Annotated in this window: 20 protein-coding genes; 16 read left to right on the top strand and 4 right to left on the bottom strand. The window is 57.5% G+C overall.

Features of this window, described 5'->3' with window-relative positions:
• The first annotated feature begins 136 nt into the window (after positions 1–136).
• Genes GQF02_RS00880 through GQF02_RS00840 form a run of 9 tightly spaced genes read left to right on the top strand, consistent with a single transcriptional unit; the run spans position 137 to position 8,359 of the window.
• On the top strand, positions 137–1,084 hold the full coding sequence (locus GQF02_RS00880; RefSeq protein ID WP_124734798.1) for a chemotaxis protein: 948 nt from the start codon (positions 137–139) through the stop codon (positions 1,082–1,084).
• A 34-nt stretch (positions 1,085–1,118) separates the two neighbouring features.
• Positions 1,119–2,060 (top strand): chemotaxis protein, encoded by a 942-nt coding sequence (locus tag GQF02_RS00875; RefSeq protein ID WP_124734797.1) that lies wholly within the window; start codon positions 1,119–1,121, stop codon positions 2,058–2,060.
• Positions 2,061–2,104: 44 nt separating this feature from the next.
• Entirely contained in the window at positions 2,105–2,494 is a 390-nt protein-coding gene (gene cheY, locus GQF02_RS00870) for a chemotaxis response regulator CheY (RefSeq protein WP_124734796.1), read from the top strand.
• Positions 2,495–2,526: 32 nt separating this feature from the next.
• Positions 2,527–3,264 (top strand): protein phosphatase CheZ, encoded by a 738-nt coding sequence (cheZ, locus tag GQF02_RS00865; protein ID WP_160794216.1) that lies wholly within the window; start codon positions 2,527–2,529, stop codon positions 3,262–3,264.
• Between the two features lie 49 nt (positions 3,265–3,313).
• The gene (locus tag GQF02_RS00860) at positions 3,314–5,197 is read left to right on the top strand and encodes a chemotaxis protein CheA (protein WP_160794214.1); all 1,884 of its coding nucleotides are present in this window, start codon (positions 3,314–3,316) and stop codon (positions 5,195–5,197) included.
• On the top strand, positions 5,198–6,421 hold the full coding sequence (locus GQF02_RS00855) for an EAL and HDOD domain-containing protein (protein WP_160794212.1): 1,224 nt from the start codon (positions 5,198–5,200) through the stop codon (positions 6,419–6,421).
• 29 nt (positions 6,422–6,450) lie between these two features.
• Positions 6,451–7,119: a tRNA (adenosine(37)-N6)-threonylcarbamoyltransferase complex dimerization subunit type 1 TsaB gene (gene tsaB, locus GQF02_RS00850; protein ID WP_160794210.1), complete on the top strand. Its 669-nt coding sequence runs from the start codon at positions 6,451–6,453 to the stop codon at positions 7,117–7,119.
• Positions 7,116–7,556, top strand: coding sequence for a ribosomal protein S18-alanine N-acetyltransferase (gene rimI, locus GQF02_RS00845; RefSeq protein ID WP_160794208.1), 441 nt, complete (start codon positions 7,116–7,118; stop codon positions 7,554–7,556). Before tsaB ends, rimI begins: the two co-directional genes overlap by 4 nt.
• Positions 7,553–8,359, top strand: coding sequence for a uracil-DNA glycosylase (locus GQF02_RS00840; protein ID WP_160794206.1), 807 nt, complete (start codon positions 7,553–7,555; stop codon positions 8,357–8,359). The genes rimI and GQF02_RS00840 overlap by 4 nt, the downstream gene beginning before the upstream one ends.
• A 78-nt stretch (positions 8,360–8,437) precedes the next feature.
• Here GQF02_RS00840 and rpmG read toward each other — a convergent pair whose 3' ends face one another.
• Complete coding sequence (gene rpmG, locus GQF02_RS00835) at positions 8,438–8,593, bottom strand: 50S ribosomal protein L33 (protein WP_012696028.1); 156 nt, start codon at positions 8,591–8,593, stop codon at positions 8,438–8,440.
• Between the two features lie 15 nt (positions 8,594–8,608).
• Positions 8,609–8,842, bottom strand: coding sequence for a 50S ribosomal protein L28 (gene rpmB, locus GQF02_RS00830; protein ID WP_124734789.1), 234 nt, complete (start codon positions 8,840–8,842; stop codon positions 8,609–8,611).
• A 279-nt stretch (positions 8,843–9,121) separates the two neighbouring features.
• Here rpmB and GQF02_RS00825 point away from each other — a divergent pair, with 279 nt between their 5' ends.
• The 5 genes from GQF02_RS00825 to GQF02_RS00805 all read left to right on the top strand — a co-directional run bounded on the left by GQF02_RS00825 (position 9,122) and on the right by GQF02_RS00805 (position 15,199).
• Entirely contained in the window at positions 9,122–10,756 is a 1,635-nt protein-coding gene (locus GQF02_RS00825; protein WP_160794204.1) for a CTP synthase, read from the top strand.
• Positions 10,757–10,811: 55 nt separating this feature from the next.
• Positions 10,812–11,663 (top strand): 3-deoxy-8-phosphooctulonate synthase, encoded by an 852-nt coding sequence (gene kdsA / locus GQF02_RS00820; protein ID WP_124734787.1) that lies wholly within the window; start codon positions 10,812–10,814, stop codon positions 11,661–11,663.
• 93 nt (positions 11,664–11,756) lie between these two features.
• Complete coding sequence (eno, locus tag GQF02_RS00815; protein WP_124734786.1) at positions 11,757–13,040, top strand: phosphopyruvate hydratase; 1,284 nt, start codon at positions 11,757–11,759, stop codon at positions 13,038–13,040.
• 12 nt (positions 13,041–13,052) lie between these two features.
• Complete coding sequence (gene ftsB, locus GQF02_RS00810; RefSeq protein WP_124734785.1) at positions 13,053–13,352, top strand: cell division protein FtsB; 300 nt, start codon at positions 13,053–13,055, stop codon at positions 13,350–13,352.
• A gap of 62 nt (positions 13,353–13,414) precedes the next feature.
• Positions 13,415–15,199 (top strand): GGDEF domain-containing protein, encoded by a 1,785-nt coding sequence (locus GQF02_RS00805; protein WP_160794202.1) that lies wholly within the window; start codon positions 13,415–13,417, stop codon positions 15,197–15,199.
• Between the two features lie 15 nt (positions 15,200–15,214).
• On the opposite strand, the gene GQF02_RS00800 is transcribed toward GQF02_RS00805, so the two are convergent.
• The gene (locus tag GQF02_RS00800; protein WP_124734783.1) at positions 15,215–15,523 is read right to left on the bottom strand and encodes an RnfH family protein; all 309 of its coding nucleotides are present in this window, start codon (positions 15,521–15,523) and stop codon (positions 15,215–15,217) included.
• Entirely contained in the window at positions 15,513–15,953 is a 441-nt protein-coding gene (locus tag GQF02_RS00795; RefSeq protein WP_160794191.1) for a type II toxin-antitoxin system RatA family toxin, read from the bottom strand. The genes GQF02_RS00800 and GQF02_RS00795 overlap by 11 nt, the downstream gene beginning before the upstream one ends.
• A 114-nt stretch (positions 15,954–16,067) precedes the next feature.
• Between GQF02_RS00795 and smpB the strand changes: the two genes are divergently transcribed.
• Both smpB and GQF02_RS00785 read left to right on the top strand, forming a co-directional pair.
• Positions 16,068–16,544 (top strand): SsrA-binding protein SmpB, encoded by a 477-nt coding sequence (smpB, locus tag GQF02_RS00790; protein ID WP_124734781.1) that lies wholly within the window; start codon positions 16,068–16,070, stop codon positions 16,542–16,544.
• 2 nt (positions 16,545–16,546) lie between these two features.
• A complete protein-coding gene (locus tag GQF02_RS00785) occupies positions 16,547–16,891 on the top strand; it encodes a hypothetical protein (RefSeq protein ID WP_124734780.1) in 345 nt (114 codons plus the stop codon).
• Positions 16,892–16,894 lie beyond the last annotated feature (3 nt).

Genomic DNA, 16,894 nt, shown 5'->3' with positions numbered 1-16,894 from the left:
GCACCTAGTTGCATGTACTAAAAAAAGACACCAGCCTGAACACCTGCAATATGGCTGGATGCTTTTTCTGCCCCAGGCGCGGATCAGGGCGGGAATACCAGAAAATCAGCAAGCTATATCAGTACCGGAGGTTTTTGTGTCTGAGTTACTTAAAAAAATCGATGCCCGAACCAAACTGGCGGGCACGAACAAGCTGGAGATCCTGCTTTTTTCACTGGGCATAGATCAGCGTACCGGACGTAAAGAAACCTTCGGCATCAATGTATTCAAGGTGCGTGAGGTCATGCGCACACCGGAAATCACCTCGGCACCGGAGATGCCAAGCTCGGTCGAAGGCATGGTCAGTCTGCGCGGCACACTGGTTCCCGTGATCGATCTGGCCAAATACGCCGGGGTAATTAGCGAAAAACGACCGGAAATCATGATCGTGACCGAATACAACGGCCACACGCAAGGCTTTCTGGTCGAGGCCGTCGATACCATCCTGCGTCTGGACTGGTCCGCCATGCGCGTCCCGCCCGATATGATTACCAACCGCATGGGCGGGCTGGTGACGGCGATCACCGAGCTGGACAAGGGCACGCTGGTCATGATGATGGACGTAGAAAAAGTCCTGGCCGAAACCGCCATGTCCGAAGACAACGACAGCCATCACTTCGCCAATATCGAGCCAATTCAGCACGACTGCATGGTGTACTTTGCCGATGACTCGGCCGTGGCACGCCGCCAGATCGAACGCACGCTAAAAGCGATGGGCGTGCGCTTCAGCTTTGCCCCCAACGGCATGCAGGCGTGGGAAGATCTGCAAAAAATAGCGACACAGGCCGAATTAGCCAACAGCAAAGTCAAAGATAGCGTGCAGCTGATTCTGACCGATGTGGAAATGCCGGCAATGGATGGCTATATGCTGACGCGCATGGTCAAGACCGACCCGCGCTTTGCCGGCATCCCGGTACTCATGCATTCCTCGCTGTCAGGCAACTCCAACCAGAAGCTGGGCGAGTCCGTCGGCGTCGATGCTTATGTCTCGAAATTCGAGCCGCAAAAGCTGTCGATGAAGATTCGTGAAATGCTCAAGCTTTGAGCCTCAGCTAGACAAACGGATTGAGGGAAACAAATTGACCTTATCAGCGACTGATGCCTCCTTGCTTGCTTCGGTAGATGCACGCACCAAGCTTGCCGGCTCCAACAAAATGGAAATCCTGCTGTTCTCGCTGGGCACGCGCGAAACCTTCGGGATCAATGTATTCAAAGTGCGCGAGGTCTCGCAAACTCCGCATATCACCAAGACGCCCAATATGCCGCAAGGCGTGGAAGGTGTTATTTCGTTGCGCGGCAATATCATCCCTGTGATCTCGCTGGCAAAATTCATCGCCAGTGGCGACACCACGCGCAAATACGAAACCATGATCGTGACCGAGTTCAACCGCAGCACCCAGGCCTTTCTGGTGGACTCGGTGGACCGCATCATTCGTGTTGACTGGGACAAGGTGCGCGCACCGGAAAACATGTTCAATGCCAGTGCGCAAACACTGATTACGGCGGTGACCGAGCTTGAAGATGGCAAGCTGGTCTCTATCCTCGACGTCGAGCAGATCCTCGCCAGCGCCATCGGTGAAACCAAGGTGCCGGATGTCCCGCAAGCGCAGACCAGCAGCGAGCAATTCGCCTTTTTTGTCGATGACTCGGTCGTGGCGCGCAAGGAAATCACCAGCGTTCTGGAGAAAATGCGCGTCAAATACCATCAGGCAACCAATGGCCGCGAGGCCTGGGATAGGCTGCAAGCCTTTGCCAGCCGCCGTTTTGGCGAAGGCGAATCGCTGCATGACACGCTCAAGCTGATTCTGGTCGATGCCGAAATGCCGGAAATGGATGGCTATGTACTGACGCGTCTGATCAAGGCGGACCGCCGCTTTGACGGCATCCCGGTCGTGATGCACTCCTCACTGTCATCCAATGCCAACCGGGCCATGGGAGCCAGTGTAGGTGTCGATGCCTATGTAGCGAAATTCGACCCTGTTGTTTTGGCCGACACGCTACTGCCATACCTGCAAGGGTAGTAAGATAGCCCGCACTATTAGATTCAATCAGGACTTAAGCACTCATGGCAGACAAGAACACTCGTTTCCTCGTCGTGGATGATTTCTCCACGATGCGACGCATCGTCCGCAACCTGCTCAAGGAACTCGGCTTCACCAATGTCGACGAGGCCGAAGACGGACAGGTTGCCCTGCACAAACTCAAGAATCAGAGTTTCGACTTTATCGTCTCAGACTGGAACATGCCGAACATGACCGGCATTGAGCTGCTAAAAGCAGTCCGGGCCGATGCCCAGTTGCGCCACCTGCCGTTCATGATGATCACCGCCGAAGCGCGACGGGAGAACATCATAGAAGCCGCGACAGCCGGCGCCAGCGGCTACATCGTCAAACCGTTTACCGCCGCCACGCTGGAAGAGAAGCTCGGCAAAATATTCCAGGCCATGGGTAAGTAAGCCACGCGCAGCCTGCTTGAGGAGTCAGAAACGTGTCGGAAAATTTGATGGAAAGCGGCGACTCGCCGGATCTTGAAGCGCTCTTTGACAGCATTGCCAGCCAGCATCAGCAGTGGCAAGCCCCTAGCGCTGCCGCAGCGAGCCAGCCTGCCGCCACGCTGGATGCCCAGATAGAAATCTACGCGCAGATCGGCCAGATCACGCGCAAGCTGCACGACACCTTGCGCGAAATGGGATACGACAAGTCGCTAAGCAAAGTGGCCGAAGCCATTCCTGATGCCAAGGGCCGTTTGTCCTATATCGCGACGCTGACGGAAAATGCGGCAGAACGCGTACTGAACGCGACTGATATTGCCCGCCCGATCCAGGACAGACTGGAAAAAGATGCGCGCGAACTGGGCGCACAGTGGGATCAGGTGTTTGCCAACCAGATGCCGGTCGAAGACTTCAAGCGCCTGGCTGCCAGCACCCGCGACTACCTGAACCAGGTACCGCAGCATACCGCAGACACTAATACCCAGCTGCTCGATATCGTAATGGCGCAGGACTTTCAGGATCTGACCGGTCAGGTGATCAAGAAAGTCATGGAAATGGTCAAGGTACTGGAAAGCGAACTGATCTCGATCCTGATCGAGCACTCGCCGGCAGAGAAAAAAGTCGACTTTGAACCCTCTTTGCTAAACGGGCCGGTCATCAACCCTGAAAACCGCAGCGATGTCGTGACAAATCAGGAGCAGGTTGACGATCTGCTTGAAAGCCTGGGCTTCTGATTCCGGGCAATACCCGAACAAAATAACGCAAACAAGGAAGGAAGCCGCAATGAGCGAGTTTGCCGGCATGGAAGAACTGCTTCAAGACTTCCTGCTTGAGTCCTCCGAGCTGCTCTCGGACGTGGACAACAAGCTGGTCGAGCTGGAAAAGCACCCTAACGACAAAGCGCTGCTGAATGATATTTTCCGCGGCTTCCACACCATCAAGGGCGGTGCCGGCTTCCTGAATGCGGCCCCCATGGTGACCTTGTGCCACCGTACAGAAAACCTGTTCGATAAGCTCAGAAATGGCGAACTGACCCTGTCGCAAGGCTTGATGGATATCATCATGGACTCGACCGGTGCCGTGCGCGACATGTTCGGGCGCATGGGACAGGGCATCATGCCCGCCTCGCCCGATGCGGCCTTGCTGCAGGCGCTGGATGCGGCGCTGGCCGGCCAGAATGTCGACCGCCCAGCCCATCACTCGGCGCCCGCCCCTGCCGTGCAGGCAGCGGCCGTGCCAGCGCCCAACAGCCCGGACTGGGCACTGCTGCACAGCGCCATCACTCAGGCCGCGTCCCCGCTGCGCACCGAGGCTGCGCCTGTTGTACAGGCTACCCCGCCTCAGGCGCAAGCGCCCGTACCGGTCCATGTTCCGGCAGAGCCGGCGGCACCTGCGCGCCAGAATATCAAGCAGCAGCCCGTGACGGGCAATGCCATGCCGCAACAGCAGGAAAACACCATCCGCATCGATACCGTGCGTCTGGATCAGGTACTCAACCTGTCCGGTGAAATCGGTCTGACCAAAAACCGGCTGACCACCTTGCGTACCGAAATCCTGCAAGGCAATACCGAGGCGCACACGCTGCGCTCGCTGGATGAGGCAATCAGCCAGCTCGACTTGCTGGTCGGCGACCTGCAAAACGCGGTGATGAAAACCCGCATGCAGCCTATCGGCCGCCTGTTCCAGAAATATCCGCGCCTGGCACGTGATCTGGCACGCCAGCTGGGCAAAGAAGTCGAGCTGATCATTACCGGCGAAGAGACCGAGCTGGACAAGACCATGATCGAGGATCTGAACGATCCGCTGGTGCATCTGGTGCGCAATGCGGTCGATCATGGCGTCGAGTCAACCGAAGAGCGCATTGCCGCCGGCAAGAGTCCGCAATCTGCTGTCCATCTGTCGGCCGAACAAGTTGGCGATCACATCGTGATTTCCATTACCGATGACGGCAAGGGCATGAGCGCCGAGATGCTGCGGCGCAAAGCGATCGAAAAAGGGCTGATCGATGCGGAAACGGCCAACTCGCTGGATGAAAAGCAATCGCTACAGCTGATTTTCCTGCCCGGTTTTTCCACCAAGGACCAGATTTCCAGCGTGTCCGGACGTGGCGTCGGCATGGATGTGGTACGCACCAATATCCAGAAGCTCAATGGCCGCATCGACATCAACTCGATCCAGGGCGAAGGCACCCGCATCAGCATTTCGCTGCCGCTGACGCTGGCCATCCTGCCGGTGCTGGTGGTTCGCGTCTGCGACCAGCCATTTGCCGTTCCACTAGCCATGGTCAGGGAAATCATCCCGATCGACCCTGCCGCCATGCAGGAGGTCTCCGGCCGGCCGACTATCGTCGTTCGTGATGAAATCCTGCCACTCAAGACACTGACCGGCCTGCTGGGCTGGGCACCGACCCAGGCACCCGCCTTTGGCGTGCTGATGCAGTCGGCTGAACGCGCCTTTATTCTGGCGGTCGACTCTTTTGTCGGTCGCGATGATGTCGTAATCAAGCCGCTAGAAAACATCCGCCCCAAAGGCGTCGCAGGTGCAACACTCTCGGGTGACGGCTCTGTCGTGCTGGTACTGGACATGGAAGACCTGCTTAAAGCGCAGCAAGAAGCCGCCATCGGCCAAGGCACCCCCTCTCGCCACCTCGACTTGTTAACTTATTGAATGAATTCAATTTCCACCTTTATCGGCCGCCAGCCTGTTACCGACAGGCAACAGCAGATCATTGCCTATGAGCTGCTGTTCCGGCGCGATGAAAGCAGTACGGACAGCGGGCTATTTTCGCCGCTGGAAGCAGACACCCGCGTACTCACCGGCATTCTGGGCGATATTGGCAGCGGCAAATTGCTCAAAGACAAGCTTGCATTCGTTAATGTGGGAGAAACCATGTTAATGAGCGAGCTAGTTGAATTGCTGCCCGCACGCAAGATCGTACTTGAGCTATCAAGTGACCTTCCCCCTTCACGCGAGATACTCGACCGCATGCGCATGCTGCGCGGTCAGGGGTTCAGCTTTTCACTCGATTGCACCGGGCTGGAGTCTGGGAATGAAGCCTACTTCGACCAGATTCGCTATGCCAAGATCGATATCCAGCACGAAACACCGCAGCAATTCATGCACATGAATGCGCAGCTCAAGAGCTACCCTATCCTGCGCATCGCCAAGCGGGTAGAAACGCCGGCTCATTACAGCATCAGCCGCGAGCTGGATATGGATGCCTATCAGGGCTTTTATTTCGCCAAGCCGGAAACGGTCAGCGCAACCACCATTCATCCCGGCATGGTCAATACGCTGCGTCTGCTCAATCTGGTGCGCAACGATGCCGATGCTGACCAGATTGAGGCCGTTCTCAAAACCGATCTGGCGCTTTCCTTCAAACTGCTGCGCTTTGTCAATTCGGCCGCCGCAGGCCAGCACATGCGGATCACCTCGTTTTCGCACGCAATCATCGTACTGGGCTACCGCAAGCTATACCGCTGGCTGACCCTGCTTCTGGTCAGCAATGATGAAAACGGCCGGATCAGCCCTTCCTTGCAAAGAACGGCTATTATCCGTGCCCGCCTGATGGAAAACATAGGCCGCCAGCAAGGCCTGAATCAGGACGGTTGTGACCTGCTATTTATCAGTGGCATGTTCTCCCTGCTGGACGTCATCCTGAAAGTCCCCATGCTGGAGGCTTGCCGTCATTTGCAGCTGCCACAAGAAGTCGAGGCGACCTTGCAAGGCAAACCCGGTACCGGTGCTTCGCTTCTTTCACTGGTCAGGGCGCTGGAAGCGCCGGAACTCGGAAAAATCAGCTACTTAGCAGATGCCATATCCATGCCTGCAGCACAATTAAACGAATTGCACATCGAGGCACTCGGTTGGGTCGAAGATCTGGGTTTATAATCGGCGTTTTGCCGCCCGATCTGCCTGCAATGAACCTACTGTCCATCGACACCACGACCGACTATCTATCGCTTGCCATTCGTCACAATGGCAAGCATGTCCTGTTCCATCAGCAGGTTGGCCAGAAACATGCCGAACTGCTGCTGCCTACGCTGGACGCTTTATTGGCCGAACTGGGCATCGCGCTATCACAACTTGACGCTATTGCCTTCAGTCAGGGACCTGGCTCGTTTACCGGCATCCGCATAGGCTGCGCCATCGCCCAGGGACTGGCTTTTGCCAATGCCCTGCCCATGATGGCCATTCCTACACTGGACACCATCGCGATTCAGGCCAGCGGCGCGCCCGCGCTGGTATGCATGGATGCACGCATGGGGCAGGTTTATTGCGCAAAGTATGATGCGCAAGCACAACGCATCGACGCCATTCGCGTGTGCGACCCGCAAGACGTCATGCTGGAAGACGGCCACTGGAACGCGCAAGGTGACGGCTTCAGCCACTACGCCGATGCCCTGCTGCCACGCCTGGCAGCACGGATCAACAGCGTCGATGCCACACTACGCCCACACGCCAATGCCCTGATTACACTGGCAGACAGCGGGCGCTACCCGCTTCAGCCTGCCCAGCAAAGTGAAATTCTGTATGTGCGCAATAAAATTGCGCTGACCAGCGCCGAGCAAAAGGCTCGCCGCTCATGAAATGCATACGCGCAGCCACACCTGCCGATATGGTGCAACTGGCCCGGCTTGAAGCCGCCGCCAGTCCGCATCCGTGGAGTGAGCGCGACTATCAGGACTCGCTGCAAGCCGGTCACCAGTTTGCCTTATGCTGCAAGCAGGACGAGATTCTGGCCTGGGCAGTCAGCATGACCATACTGGATGAAGTCCACCTGTTGAATATCGCCACCAGTCTGCCCCATCAAGGCCAAGGCCATGCCAGACAGCTGCTGCAGGCCGTCATGGACGGCGCCAGGGCGCAAGGTGCGTACCGCATGCTGCTGGAAGTACGCGAAAGCAACCATGGCGCACGCCAGCTTTACCTGAAAACCGGCTTCAGCCAGAACGGGCTGCGCAAGCATTACTATCCGTCGGAAAATGGCCGCGAGCACGCCATTTTAATGGAGGCCATCCTATGAGCCGGCGCCTGAGCCTGGTCGAAGCCATGGGACTCGGCCCGCTATGGCAAAGGCGCGGGGTGGAATATGTCTATGCCAGCACTGCGGCGACAGAAGCCGCCCCTGCACTGCTGGCAGATTCGCTACCGGCAAGCACGCCTGCCACGGCCACCCCTCAGCCAGCCGCCCCCCAAAACACGATTCTGCCCACGACCTTGCCGGTGAATGCAGTCGCCCTGCACGACACAAAAAACCTGCAGGGTTTAAGCTTCAGCGAACTCAAGGCCGAGGTCGCCCGCTGCCAGGACTGCAGGCTTAGCAACACGCGTAACCAGACTGTATTCGGTAGCGGCAGCCCACAGGCGCGCTGGCTGTTTATTGGCGAGGCACCCGGAGAAAACGAGGATTTGCAGGGCGAGGCTTTTGTCGGCGCTGCCGGCATATTGCTCAACAATATATTGCAGGCGGCCGGGCTGGATCGCGAACACGATGTCTATATCACCAACATCCTGAAGTGTCGCCCGCCGGTCAACCGCAACCCGCAAGCCGATGAAGTTGCCGCCTGTCAGGTTTATCTGGCCGCCCAGATCGCCTTGCTCAAACCCGAGCTGATTGTGACGCTGGGGCGTTTTGCCAGCCAGACCTTATTGCAAAGCAAGGCCAGCATCGGCCAGCTTCGCGGTCAGGTGCACGACTATCAGGGCATTCCCTTGGTTGCCAGCCTGCACCCCGCCTATCTGCTGCGCAACCCGCAGGAAAAAGCTGCCGTATGGCGCGATCTGCTACTGGCCAAAAAGACATTGCAGGCAGCCAATAAAGACTGAGCAGGAAATGCAGATAAAAAAAACCCTTCGCCGTGCACCAGCGAAGGGTTCTTTACGATCAAGTCAAAGATCTCAAGCTTACTTAAGCTTGGTTTCCTTGTAGATCACATGCTTGCGGACAACAGGATCAAATTTCTTGATCTCCATTTTCTCAGGCATAGTGCGCTTGTTCTTGGTCGTGGTGTAAAAGTGGCCAGTGCCAGCAGTCGATTCGAGCTTGATCTTGTCGCGCATGATGATCCTTCGCTATCAGATTTCGCCGCGCGCACGCAGATCGGCCAGAACGGATTCGATGCCGTTCTTGTCGATGGTACGCAGGGCTGCATTGGAAACGCGCAGGCGCACCCAACGGTTTTCGCTTTCGACCCAGAACTTGCGGTACTGCAGGTTCGGCAGAAAACGACGTTTCGTCTTGTTATTGGCGTGGGAAACATTGTTCCCGGTCATCGGACGTTTGCCGGTGACTTTGCATACTCGCGCCATGGTTAATCACTCCCAAAACCGGTAAAGACCGGCTTTATATCATAAAAACAAGCAGATAAGCAAGCTAGATGGCGGACAACAAGGGGCAAGCCCCGGTCCGCACAAAACCGGCAGCCATTTTAACGGATTTAACTAAGAGCGCCAGCAGTTTTTTCCGGCAAAACAGCCGATTTGCATTTTACCCGTACCAACGATAAGCATAACAAGAGTTCTGAATAGCGTGTTCATTTGTGGCGCGATTCAGGTTAAAATCCCGGATTCCCACAGAGTAGTACTCCCATGACCAAGTACATCTTCGTGACCGGTGGCGTCGTATCTTCCCTGGGCAAGGGCATTGCTGCTGCGTCTATCGCTGCTATCCTCGAATCGCGCGGGCTCAAAGTCACCATGCTTAAGCTCGACCCTTATATCAACGTCGACCCGGGCACCATGAGCCCGTTCCAGCACGGTGAAGTCTTCGTGACCGAAGACGGCGCCGAAACCGACCTTGACCTCGGCCACTACGAGCGTTTTATCCGCTCGCGCATGAAAAAAAGCAATAACTTCACATCCGGCCAGGTATACGAATCCGTGATCGCCAAAGAGCGTCGCGGCGACTATCTGGGCGGTACGGTGCAGGTGATTCCGCACATTACCGATGAAATCAAGCACAAGGTACGCGAAGGCGCCGGCGACGTAGACGTTGCCATCGTCGAAATCGGCGGCACCGTCGGTGATATCGAATCGCTGCCCTTCCTGGAAGCCATCCGCCAGATGCGCTCCAATCTCGGCCGCAAGAACACGATGTATGTGCACCTGTCTTATGTGCCGTATATCGCCACGGCTGGCGAAATCAAGACCAAGCCGACCCAGCACTCCGTAAAAGAGTTGCGCGAAATCGGCATCCAGCCGGACATCCTGCTGTGCCGTATGGATCGCGAGCTGCCGGAAGACGAAAAGCGCAAGATCGCACTGTTCTGCAACGTAGAAGAAAACGCCGTCATCGGCTGCTACGATGCCGACTCCATCTATAAAGTGCCGTCCATGCTGCACAATCAGGGCATAGACGACATCATCTGCGAACACTTGCAGCTGGATCTCCCTAAAGCCGACCTGTCGGCCTGGGACAATATCATCGATGCCATCGAGCACCCGGAACACGCGATCAAAATCGCCATGGTCGGCAAATATGTCGACCTGACCGAGTCGTACAAGTCGCTGTCCGAAGCACTCAAGCATGCCGGCATCCACAACCGTACCCAGGTCGACATCGTTTACATCGACTCGGAAGAGCTCGAGCGCGAAGGTGTGGCCTCCTTGCAGGGTATGGATGCGATTCTGGTACCGGGCGGTTTCGGCAAGCGCGGCGTGGAAGGCAAGATTCTGGCGGTGAAATATGCCCGCGAGAATAACATCCCTTATCTGGGCATTTGCCTGGGCATGCAGATTGCACTGATCGAATACGCGCGCGACGTAGCAGGCATGACCGGCGCCAACTCGACCGAGTTTGATCTTGCGACCGACTACCCGGTGGTGGCCCTGATCGACGAGTGGGTCAACCACGACGGCAAGATCGAAACCCGTGACGAAAACTCCAACCTGGGCGGCACCATGCGTCTGGGCGGACAAGCGTGCGAACTGGCCGCCGGCTCGCTGGCTGCAACCGTTTACGGTGCCAGCGAAATCACCGAACGCCATCGCCACCGCTACGAAGTCAATAACTACTATGTACCGCGTCTGGAAGCAGCCGGCCTGAGTATCAGCGGCCGTTCGGCCGGTCACGAGAAGCTGGTGGAAACCATCGAGCTGAAGAACCATCGCTGGTTCTTCGCTTGCCAGTTCCACCCGGAGTTCACCTCCACGCCACGTGACGGCCATCCGCTGTTCAGCGCCTATGTGAAGGCAGCCCTCGGCTACCAGGCCGAAAAAGCCTGATTTGTACCGAAACCGGGGCGGCAATGCCCGCCCCGGCATTTCGAGGAGAAACAGCATGCAACTCACCGGATTTGAAGTCGGCTTAAACCACCCCCTGTTTCTGATTGCCGGCCCCTGCGTGATCGAGAGCGAACAAATGGCAATCGATACCGCCGGCGCGCTTAAGGAAATCACCCAAGAGCTGGGCATCCCATTTATTTACAAATCCAGCTTCGACAAAGCCAACCGCTCGTCCGGCACCTCGTTCCGCGGTCTGGGCATGGAAGAAGGCCTGCGCATTCTGGCCGAAGTCAAACGCCAGATCGGTGTGCCGGTGCTGACCGACGTACATAACGAATACGAAGTGCCGCATGTCGCCGCCGTGGTCGATGTGCTGCAAACCCCTGCTTTCCTGGCACGCCAGACGGACTTTATCCGCGCCGTCGCGGTCAGCGGCAAGCCGGTCAATATCAAGAAGGGCCAGTTTATGGCACCGGGCGATATGAAGCATGTACTGGACAAGGCGCGTGACGCTGCGCTGGCAGCCGGTCTGTCGGCCGACCGCTTTATGGCGTGCGAACGCGGCGCCTCCTTCGGTTACAACAATCTGGTATCCGATATGCGCTCGCTCGCCATCATGCGCGAGACCGGCTGCCCGGTCGTGTATGACGCCACCCACTCGGTGCAATTGCCCGGCGGGCAGGGTACCTCGTCCGGCGGACAGCGCGAGTTTGTACCGGTACTGGCCCGCGCCGCCGTCGCTGCAGGAGTGGCCGGCATCTTTATGGAAACGCACCCCAACCCGTGCGAAGCCCTGTCGGATGGCCCGAATGCCTGGCCACTGGGACGCATGAAGGAGCTGCTGACCACGCTGCGTGATATCGACACACTGGTCAAGGCAACGCCTTGGCCCGAGCATTCGCTCTGACAATAAAAGCTTGAAACGCTCGGCCAGACATCTGTCTGGCCGAAGCTTTAACTGGTAAGAATCAACCACTGCAATGGAAATAGGGGATACACCATGAGTTCGATCATCGATGTCATCGCACGCGAAATTCTGGATTCGCGCGGCAACCCGACAGTCGAGTGTGACGTACTGCTTGAGTCTGGCGTAATGGGACGCGCTGCGGTTCCCTCCGGCGCCTCCACCGGCGAAAAGGAAGCACTGGAGCTGCGTGATGGCGACAAGGGGCGCTACTTCGGCAAGGGCGTACTCAAGGCCGTTGAAAACATCAACACCGAAATCTGTGAAGCCATTATCGGTCTGGATGGCTCGGATCAGGCTTTCATCGACCGCACCCTGATCGAGCTGGACGGCACCGAAACCAAGGGCCGCCTGGGCGCCAACGCCATGCTGGCCGTATCCATGGCAGTCGCCCGCGCTGCCGCCGAAGATGCCGGCCTGCCGCTTTACCGCTATCTGGGCGGTGCAGGCCCAATGGCGCTGCCCGTACCGATGATGAACGTCATCAATGGCGGCGCACACGCCAACAACACGCTGGACATCCAGGAATTCATGATTATCCCGGTCGGTGCCAGCACCTTCCGTGAAGCGCTGCGTTGCGGCGCCGAAGTGTTCCATACCCTGAAAAAGCTGTGCGACAGCAAAGGCTATGCCACGACCGTGGGGGATGAAGGCGGCTTTGCCCCTAACCTCGAAAGCCATGAAGACGCCATCAAGCTGATTCTGGAAGCCATCGATGCCGCCGGCTATGTCGCCGGACAAGACGTGGTACTGGCACTGGATTGCGCCTCCAGCGAATTCTACCGTGACGGACGTTACCACCTGACCGCCGAAGGCCTGTCGCTGAGCTCGGCCGAGTTTGCCGACTATCTGGCACGTCTGGCCGACACCTACCCTATCATCTCGATCGAAGACGGCATGAGCGAGCACGACTGGGATGGCTGGAAGATTCTGACCCAGCGCCTGGGCGAGCGCATCCAGCTGGTCGGCGACGATGTCTTCGTCACCAACCCGGCCATTCTGGCGCAAGGCATTCAGGGCGGTGTGGCCAACTCGCTGCTGGTCAAGGTCAATCAGATCGGCACCCTGTCCGAAACACTGAAAGCCGTCGATCTGGCCAAACGCTCGCGCTACACCAGCGTGATGAGTCACCGTTCCGGCGAAACCGAAGACAGCACCATTGCCGACCTCGCGGTTGCCACCAACTGCATGCAGATCAAGACCGGCTCGCTGTCGCGCTCTGACCGCATGGCCAAGTACAACCAGTTGCTGCGCATCGAAGAAGAACTGGGTGATGCCGCCTGGTACCCGGGCCGTGCCGCTTTTTACAATCTGAAATAAACCGGAAATATCATGCGTGCTCTGACCCTGACGCTGGTCATCCTGATTACAGCTCTGCAATGGCCGTTATGGCTGGGCAAGGGTAGCTGGCTCAGGGTCTGGCAGCTTGATAAGCAAGTGCAAGAGCAAAAGGAGGTCAACGTCAAGCTGGCCATCCGCAATACAGCACTGGATGCAGAAGTGCGGGATCTCAAGCAAGGTTCGGCCGCAATTGAAGAGCGCGCACGAAATGAGCTTGGCATGATCCGTTCAGGTGAGGTATTTTTCCAGCTACTGGATCATGCCGATAACAAAACCGGCACGCCACATTAAGCACAAATGCATTCTTAACTGTAAGCGACATGGCTGTTCAACAACGTAAACGGGCTTGGCCGATGACCACACAAAACCCGACCGATCTTGCCCGAGAGACCCTTAAGCAGCTGGCCAGTCGCCAGCTGCTGCCTACGCCGAACAACTTTTCGCGCATCTATGCCGAAGTCTCCGGCGATGAAGCATCAGGCAAACACCGCCTGGCCGAGCTGATGACTCAGGCGTTTACCAGCCTGACGCCGCAGAACCACAGCTACCGGCTGGGACTGGCACGCCTGAATAAAGCGCTGGATGACGAAGCGTGGGAGCAGGTTCCACAGCAATGCATAGACCTGATCACCCTGCACCTGCGCGAACGCGAGCTGGCCGACAGCTGGGGCAACCTGATCCTGTCCTTGTTGCGCCAATGGGAAATACGCCACCCCGATCTGTCACAGAACTACAAGCAAAGTGCGCTTGAGCGCCTGGTCATCAATTTCGGCAATCAGCCCGAAGCGCTCAATGAAAAGCTGCACAAATTATTGCAAGACTGGAGCCGTGGCCAGTGCGAGGCACCCCCTGCCGAAGAGCCGGCAGCCACCCGTGAACAACCGGATATGGCCGCCCCGGATGGCCATGCCGGTCTGAGCAATGCCCTGATGCTGACACTCAAGTACGGCGTAGAGCCGCGCCTGGTGCACTATCCGGATCTGCTGCAAAGTTATGAGCCATTACTGCAACAACTGACCGAACTGGATGATAGCGCCGCAGCCAGGCTGGCTTTTAGTGCCCAGCTACGCGCCTTCCTGATCAAGCTTGAACTGCAAAGCCAGCAAGATGAGCGCCTGGTAACCGGCCTGAGCAATCTGTTGCGCCTGCTGCTGCAGAATATCGCCGAGCTGCATGGCTCGGACAGCTATCTGGTCGGGCAAATCGCCTGCCTGCAGGACATGCTGAGTGCGCCTTTGCAATCGGTACAGCAGATCTATCCGCTGGAGGCCAAATTAAAAGAAGTCATCCACCAGCAAGGTCTATTGAAAAGCTCGCTGGATGAAGCGGCCAACTCATTGCGTGCGCTGCTGGGCTCATTCCTCAGCCAATTGTCGCAAATGAGCAATGAAACCGAGGTTTTTCAGGGGCGCATTGCCAGCTATAGCGGCAAACTGCAGCACGCAGCCAGCCTCTCCGAGGTCAGGCATATCGCTGATGAGCTGTCCCAGGACACCGACACCATGCAGCACACGCTGCAACACTCGCGGGCAGCCTTGCTGGCAGCACAAGGGGAAGTGGAGAACGCCCAGCAACGTATTGCCGACCTGGAGCAGGCACTGGAGAGCGCCAGCTCCAAAGTCAAAGAAGACCCGCTGACCGGCGCTTATAACCGGCGCGGACTGGACGAACATTTCACCCGCGAACTCAACCGGGCCGAGCGCACCGGCTCGCCATTATCGGTAGCTTTGCTGGATGTGGACAACTTCAAGCAACTGAATGACAAATACGGCCATCTGGCCGGCGACCATGCCTTGCGCTTTCTGGTCGATGCCATCCGCCAGCTGCTGCGTCCATCCGATATCTGTGCCCGCTTTGGCGGGGAAGAATTCATCATTTTGCTGGCAGATACACCACATGATGAAGCCGTACAGACCATACAACGCCTGCAACGCGAACTGACCCGCAGCTTTTTCCTCACCAATAACGAGCGCCTGATCATTACCTTCAGCGCCGGCGTCGCCTTATGGCATCTGGGGGAAAGGGATTGCGACGTAATCGACCGCGCCGACCGGGCCATGTATCAGGCCAAGTTAAACGGCAAGAACCGCACGGTATCGGCGGAAAACAGCACCGAGCCCGACGCTGTCCTCGCCTGAACGTCAGGGCGGCTGTCAGCCGCCTTTTTTCATGACCTTGCCCGCCTCGGCACGGGCGCGGCGCACCGCCTTGGGGTCGGCCAGTAGCGGGCGGTAGATTTCCACCCTGTCCTTGGCCCGCAACACGGTATCGGGCTTGACCGCTTTACTGAAGATGCCGAGTTTCAGGCTGGACGCATCCGGCAAGTGATCGGGAAAAGCCTCAAGCACCCCCGAACGCAATACGGCATCCAGCGCGCTCGCGCCTTGCGCCAGCTTGAGTGTGACCAGCATCTGGCGCTCAGGCAGGGCGAATACCACCTCGACTTCTATTTCACTCGTCATCGCCATAGACCCGATCTGCTTCCTTGATAAAGGCATCGACCAGCGTACCGGTCACATGACCGAAGACCGGCCCGATCACCTTCTCCAACAGCGTACTGGAAAACTCGTAGTGCAGGCGAAACTCGACCTTGCAGCCAAAGTCGCCCAAGGGCGAAAAAGACCAGCCCCCGTGCAGGGACTTGAATGGCCCGTCGACCAACTCCATCGAAATCGACGCCGGTGCCAGGTGCAGATTGCGGGTGGTGAAGTGTTGACGCACTTTGAGATAATCGATGTGCAGGCTGGCAAGCAGATGCTCGCCGTCGTAATCAACGACTTCGGCGTGGCTGCACCAGGGCAGGAAACGGGGATAATGCGCAAAGTCGGACACCAGCGCATACATTTGCTCGGGCGTATGCGCCACGAGAACTTTTTTTTCGACGGCCTGCATGAATCGTACGGGATTTTTAAAGCGCCACAATACACGAAGCGCGGCAAGCGCGACAAGACATGCTCCAGACAGCAGACGGCGCTAAATTTTGGCACAGCCGCCTGATCTGTTAAAATGGCGGATTCCGAAAGGCAGATACGTATGAGCATCATCCAGAACCGCAAAGCCTTCCACGACTACTTCATCGAAGAACAACTCGAGGCCGGACTCGTACTGGAAGGCTGGGAAGTCAAGGCCATCCGCGCCGGCCGCGTGCAGATCAAGGAGAGTTACGTCGTCTGGCAGAACGGTGCGTTCTGGCTGATAGGCTGCCACATCACCGCCCTGCAGTCGGCCTCGACCCACGTCAAACCCGACCCGGTCAGAAGCCGCAAGCTATTGATGTCGCAAACCCAGATGGACCGTTTCATCGGTAAAGTCGAGCGCGCCGGTTACACCATGGTCGCGCTTGACCTGCACTACACCCGCGGCAATATCAAGGTGCAGGTCGGCCTGGCCAAGGGTAAAAAGCAGCACGACAAACGCGATAGCGAAAAAGACCGTGAATGGCAGCGTGAAAAGCAGCGCATCGTTAAAGAGAACAGGCGTTAACCATGCGGCCCGGCGCAACCTTCCCGCTGATCCTGATCCTGCTGGGTAGCCTGTGGTTTTTGCACAGTACCGCCCTGCTGCCTGACAGCCACACCGTCCTGGCCCTGCTCTTGGCCGGCACCGGTTTTGCGCTGCTGCTGATAGACGGCTTCAACAAAAGCACCCTGGTCAGTTGCCCTTTGCTGGTTTACGCCGGCGCAGCCGTCTGGCTCTACCATGAAACGATACTGCGCCTGTCCCATGTCCTGTCGCTGGGCATGGTGCTGGCCGGCTTGCTGCTACTGATCGCACGCAGTCACCACATACCCGAAAAAAGCCAGGGGCTAGGCCGGCATGACGCCTCCTAGCCC

The sequence above is a fragment of the Craterilacuibacter sinensis genome, assembly GCF_009831765.1.
GTDB classification, from domain to species: domain Bacteria; phylum Pseudomonadota; class Gammaproteobacteria; order Burkholderiales; family Chromobacteriaceae; genus Craterilacuibacter; species Craterilacuibacter sinensis.
This window is presented reverse-complemented; position numbering and strand designations above follow the sequence as displayed.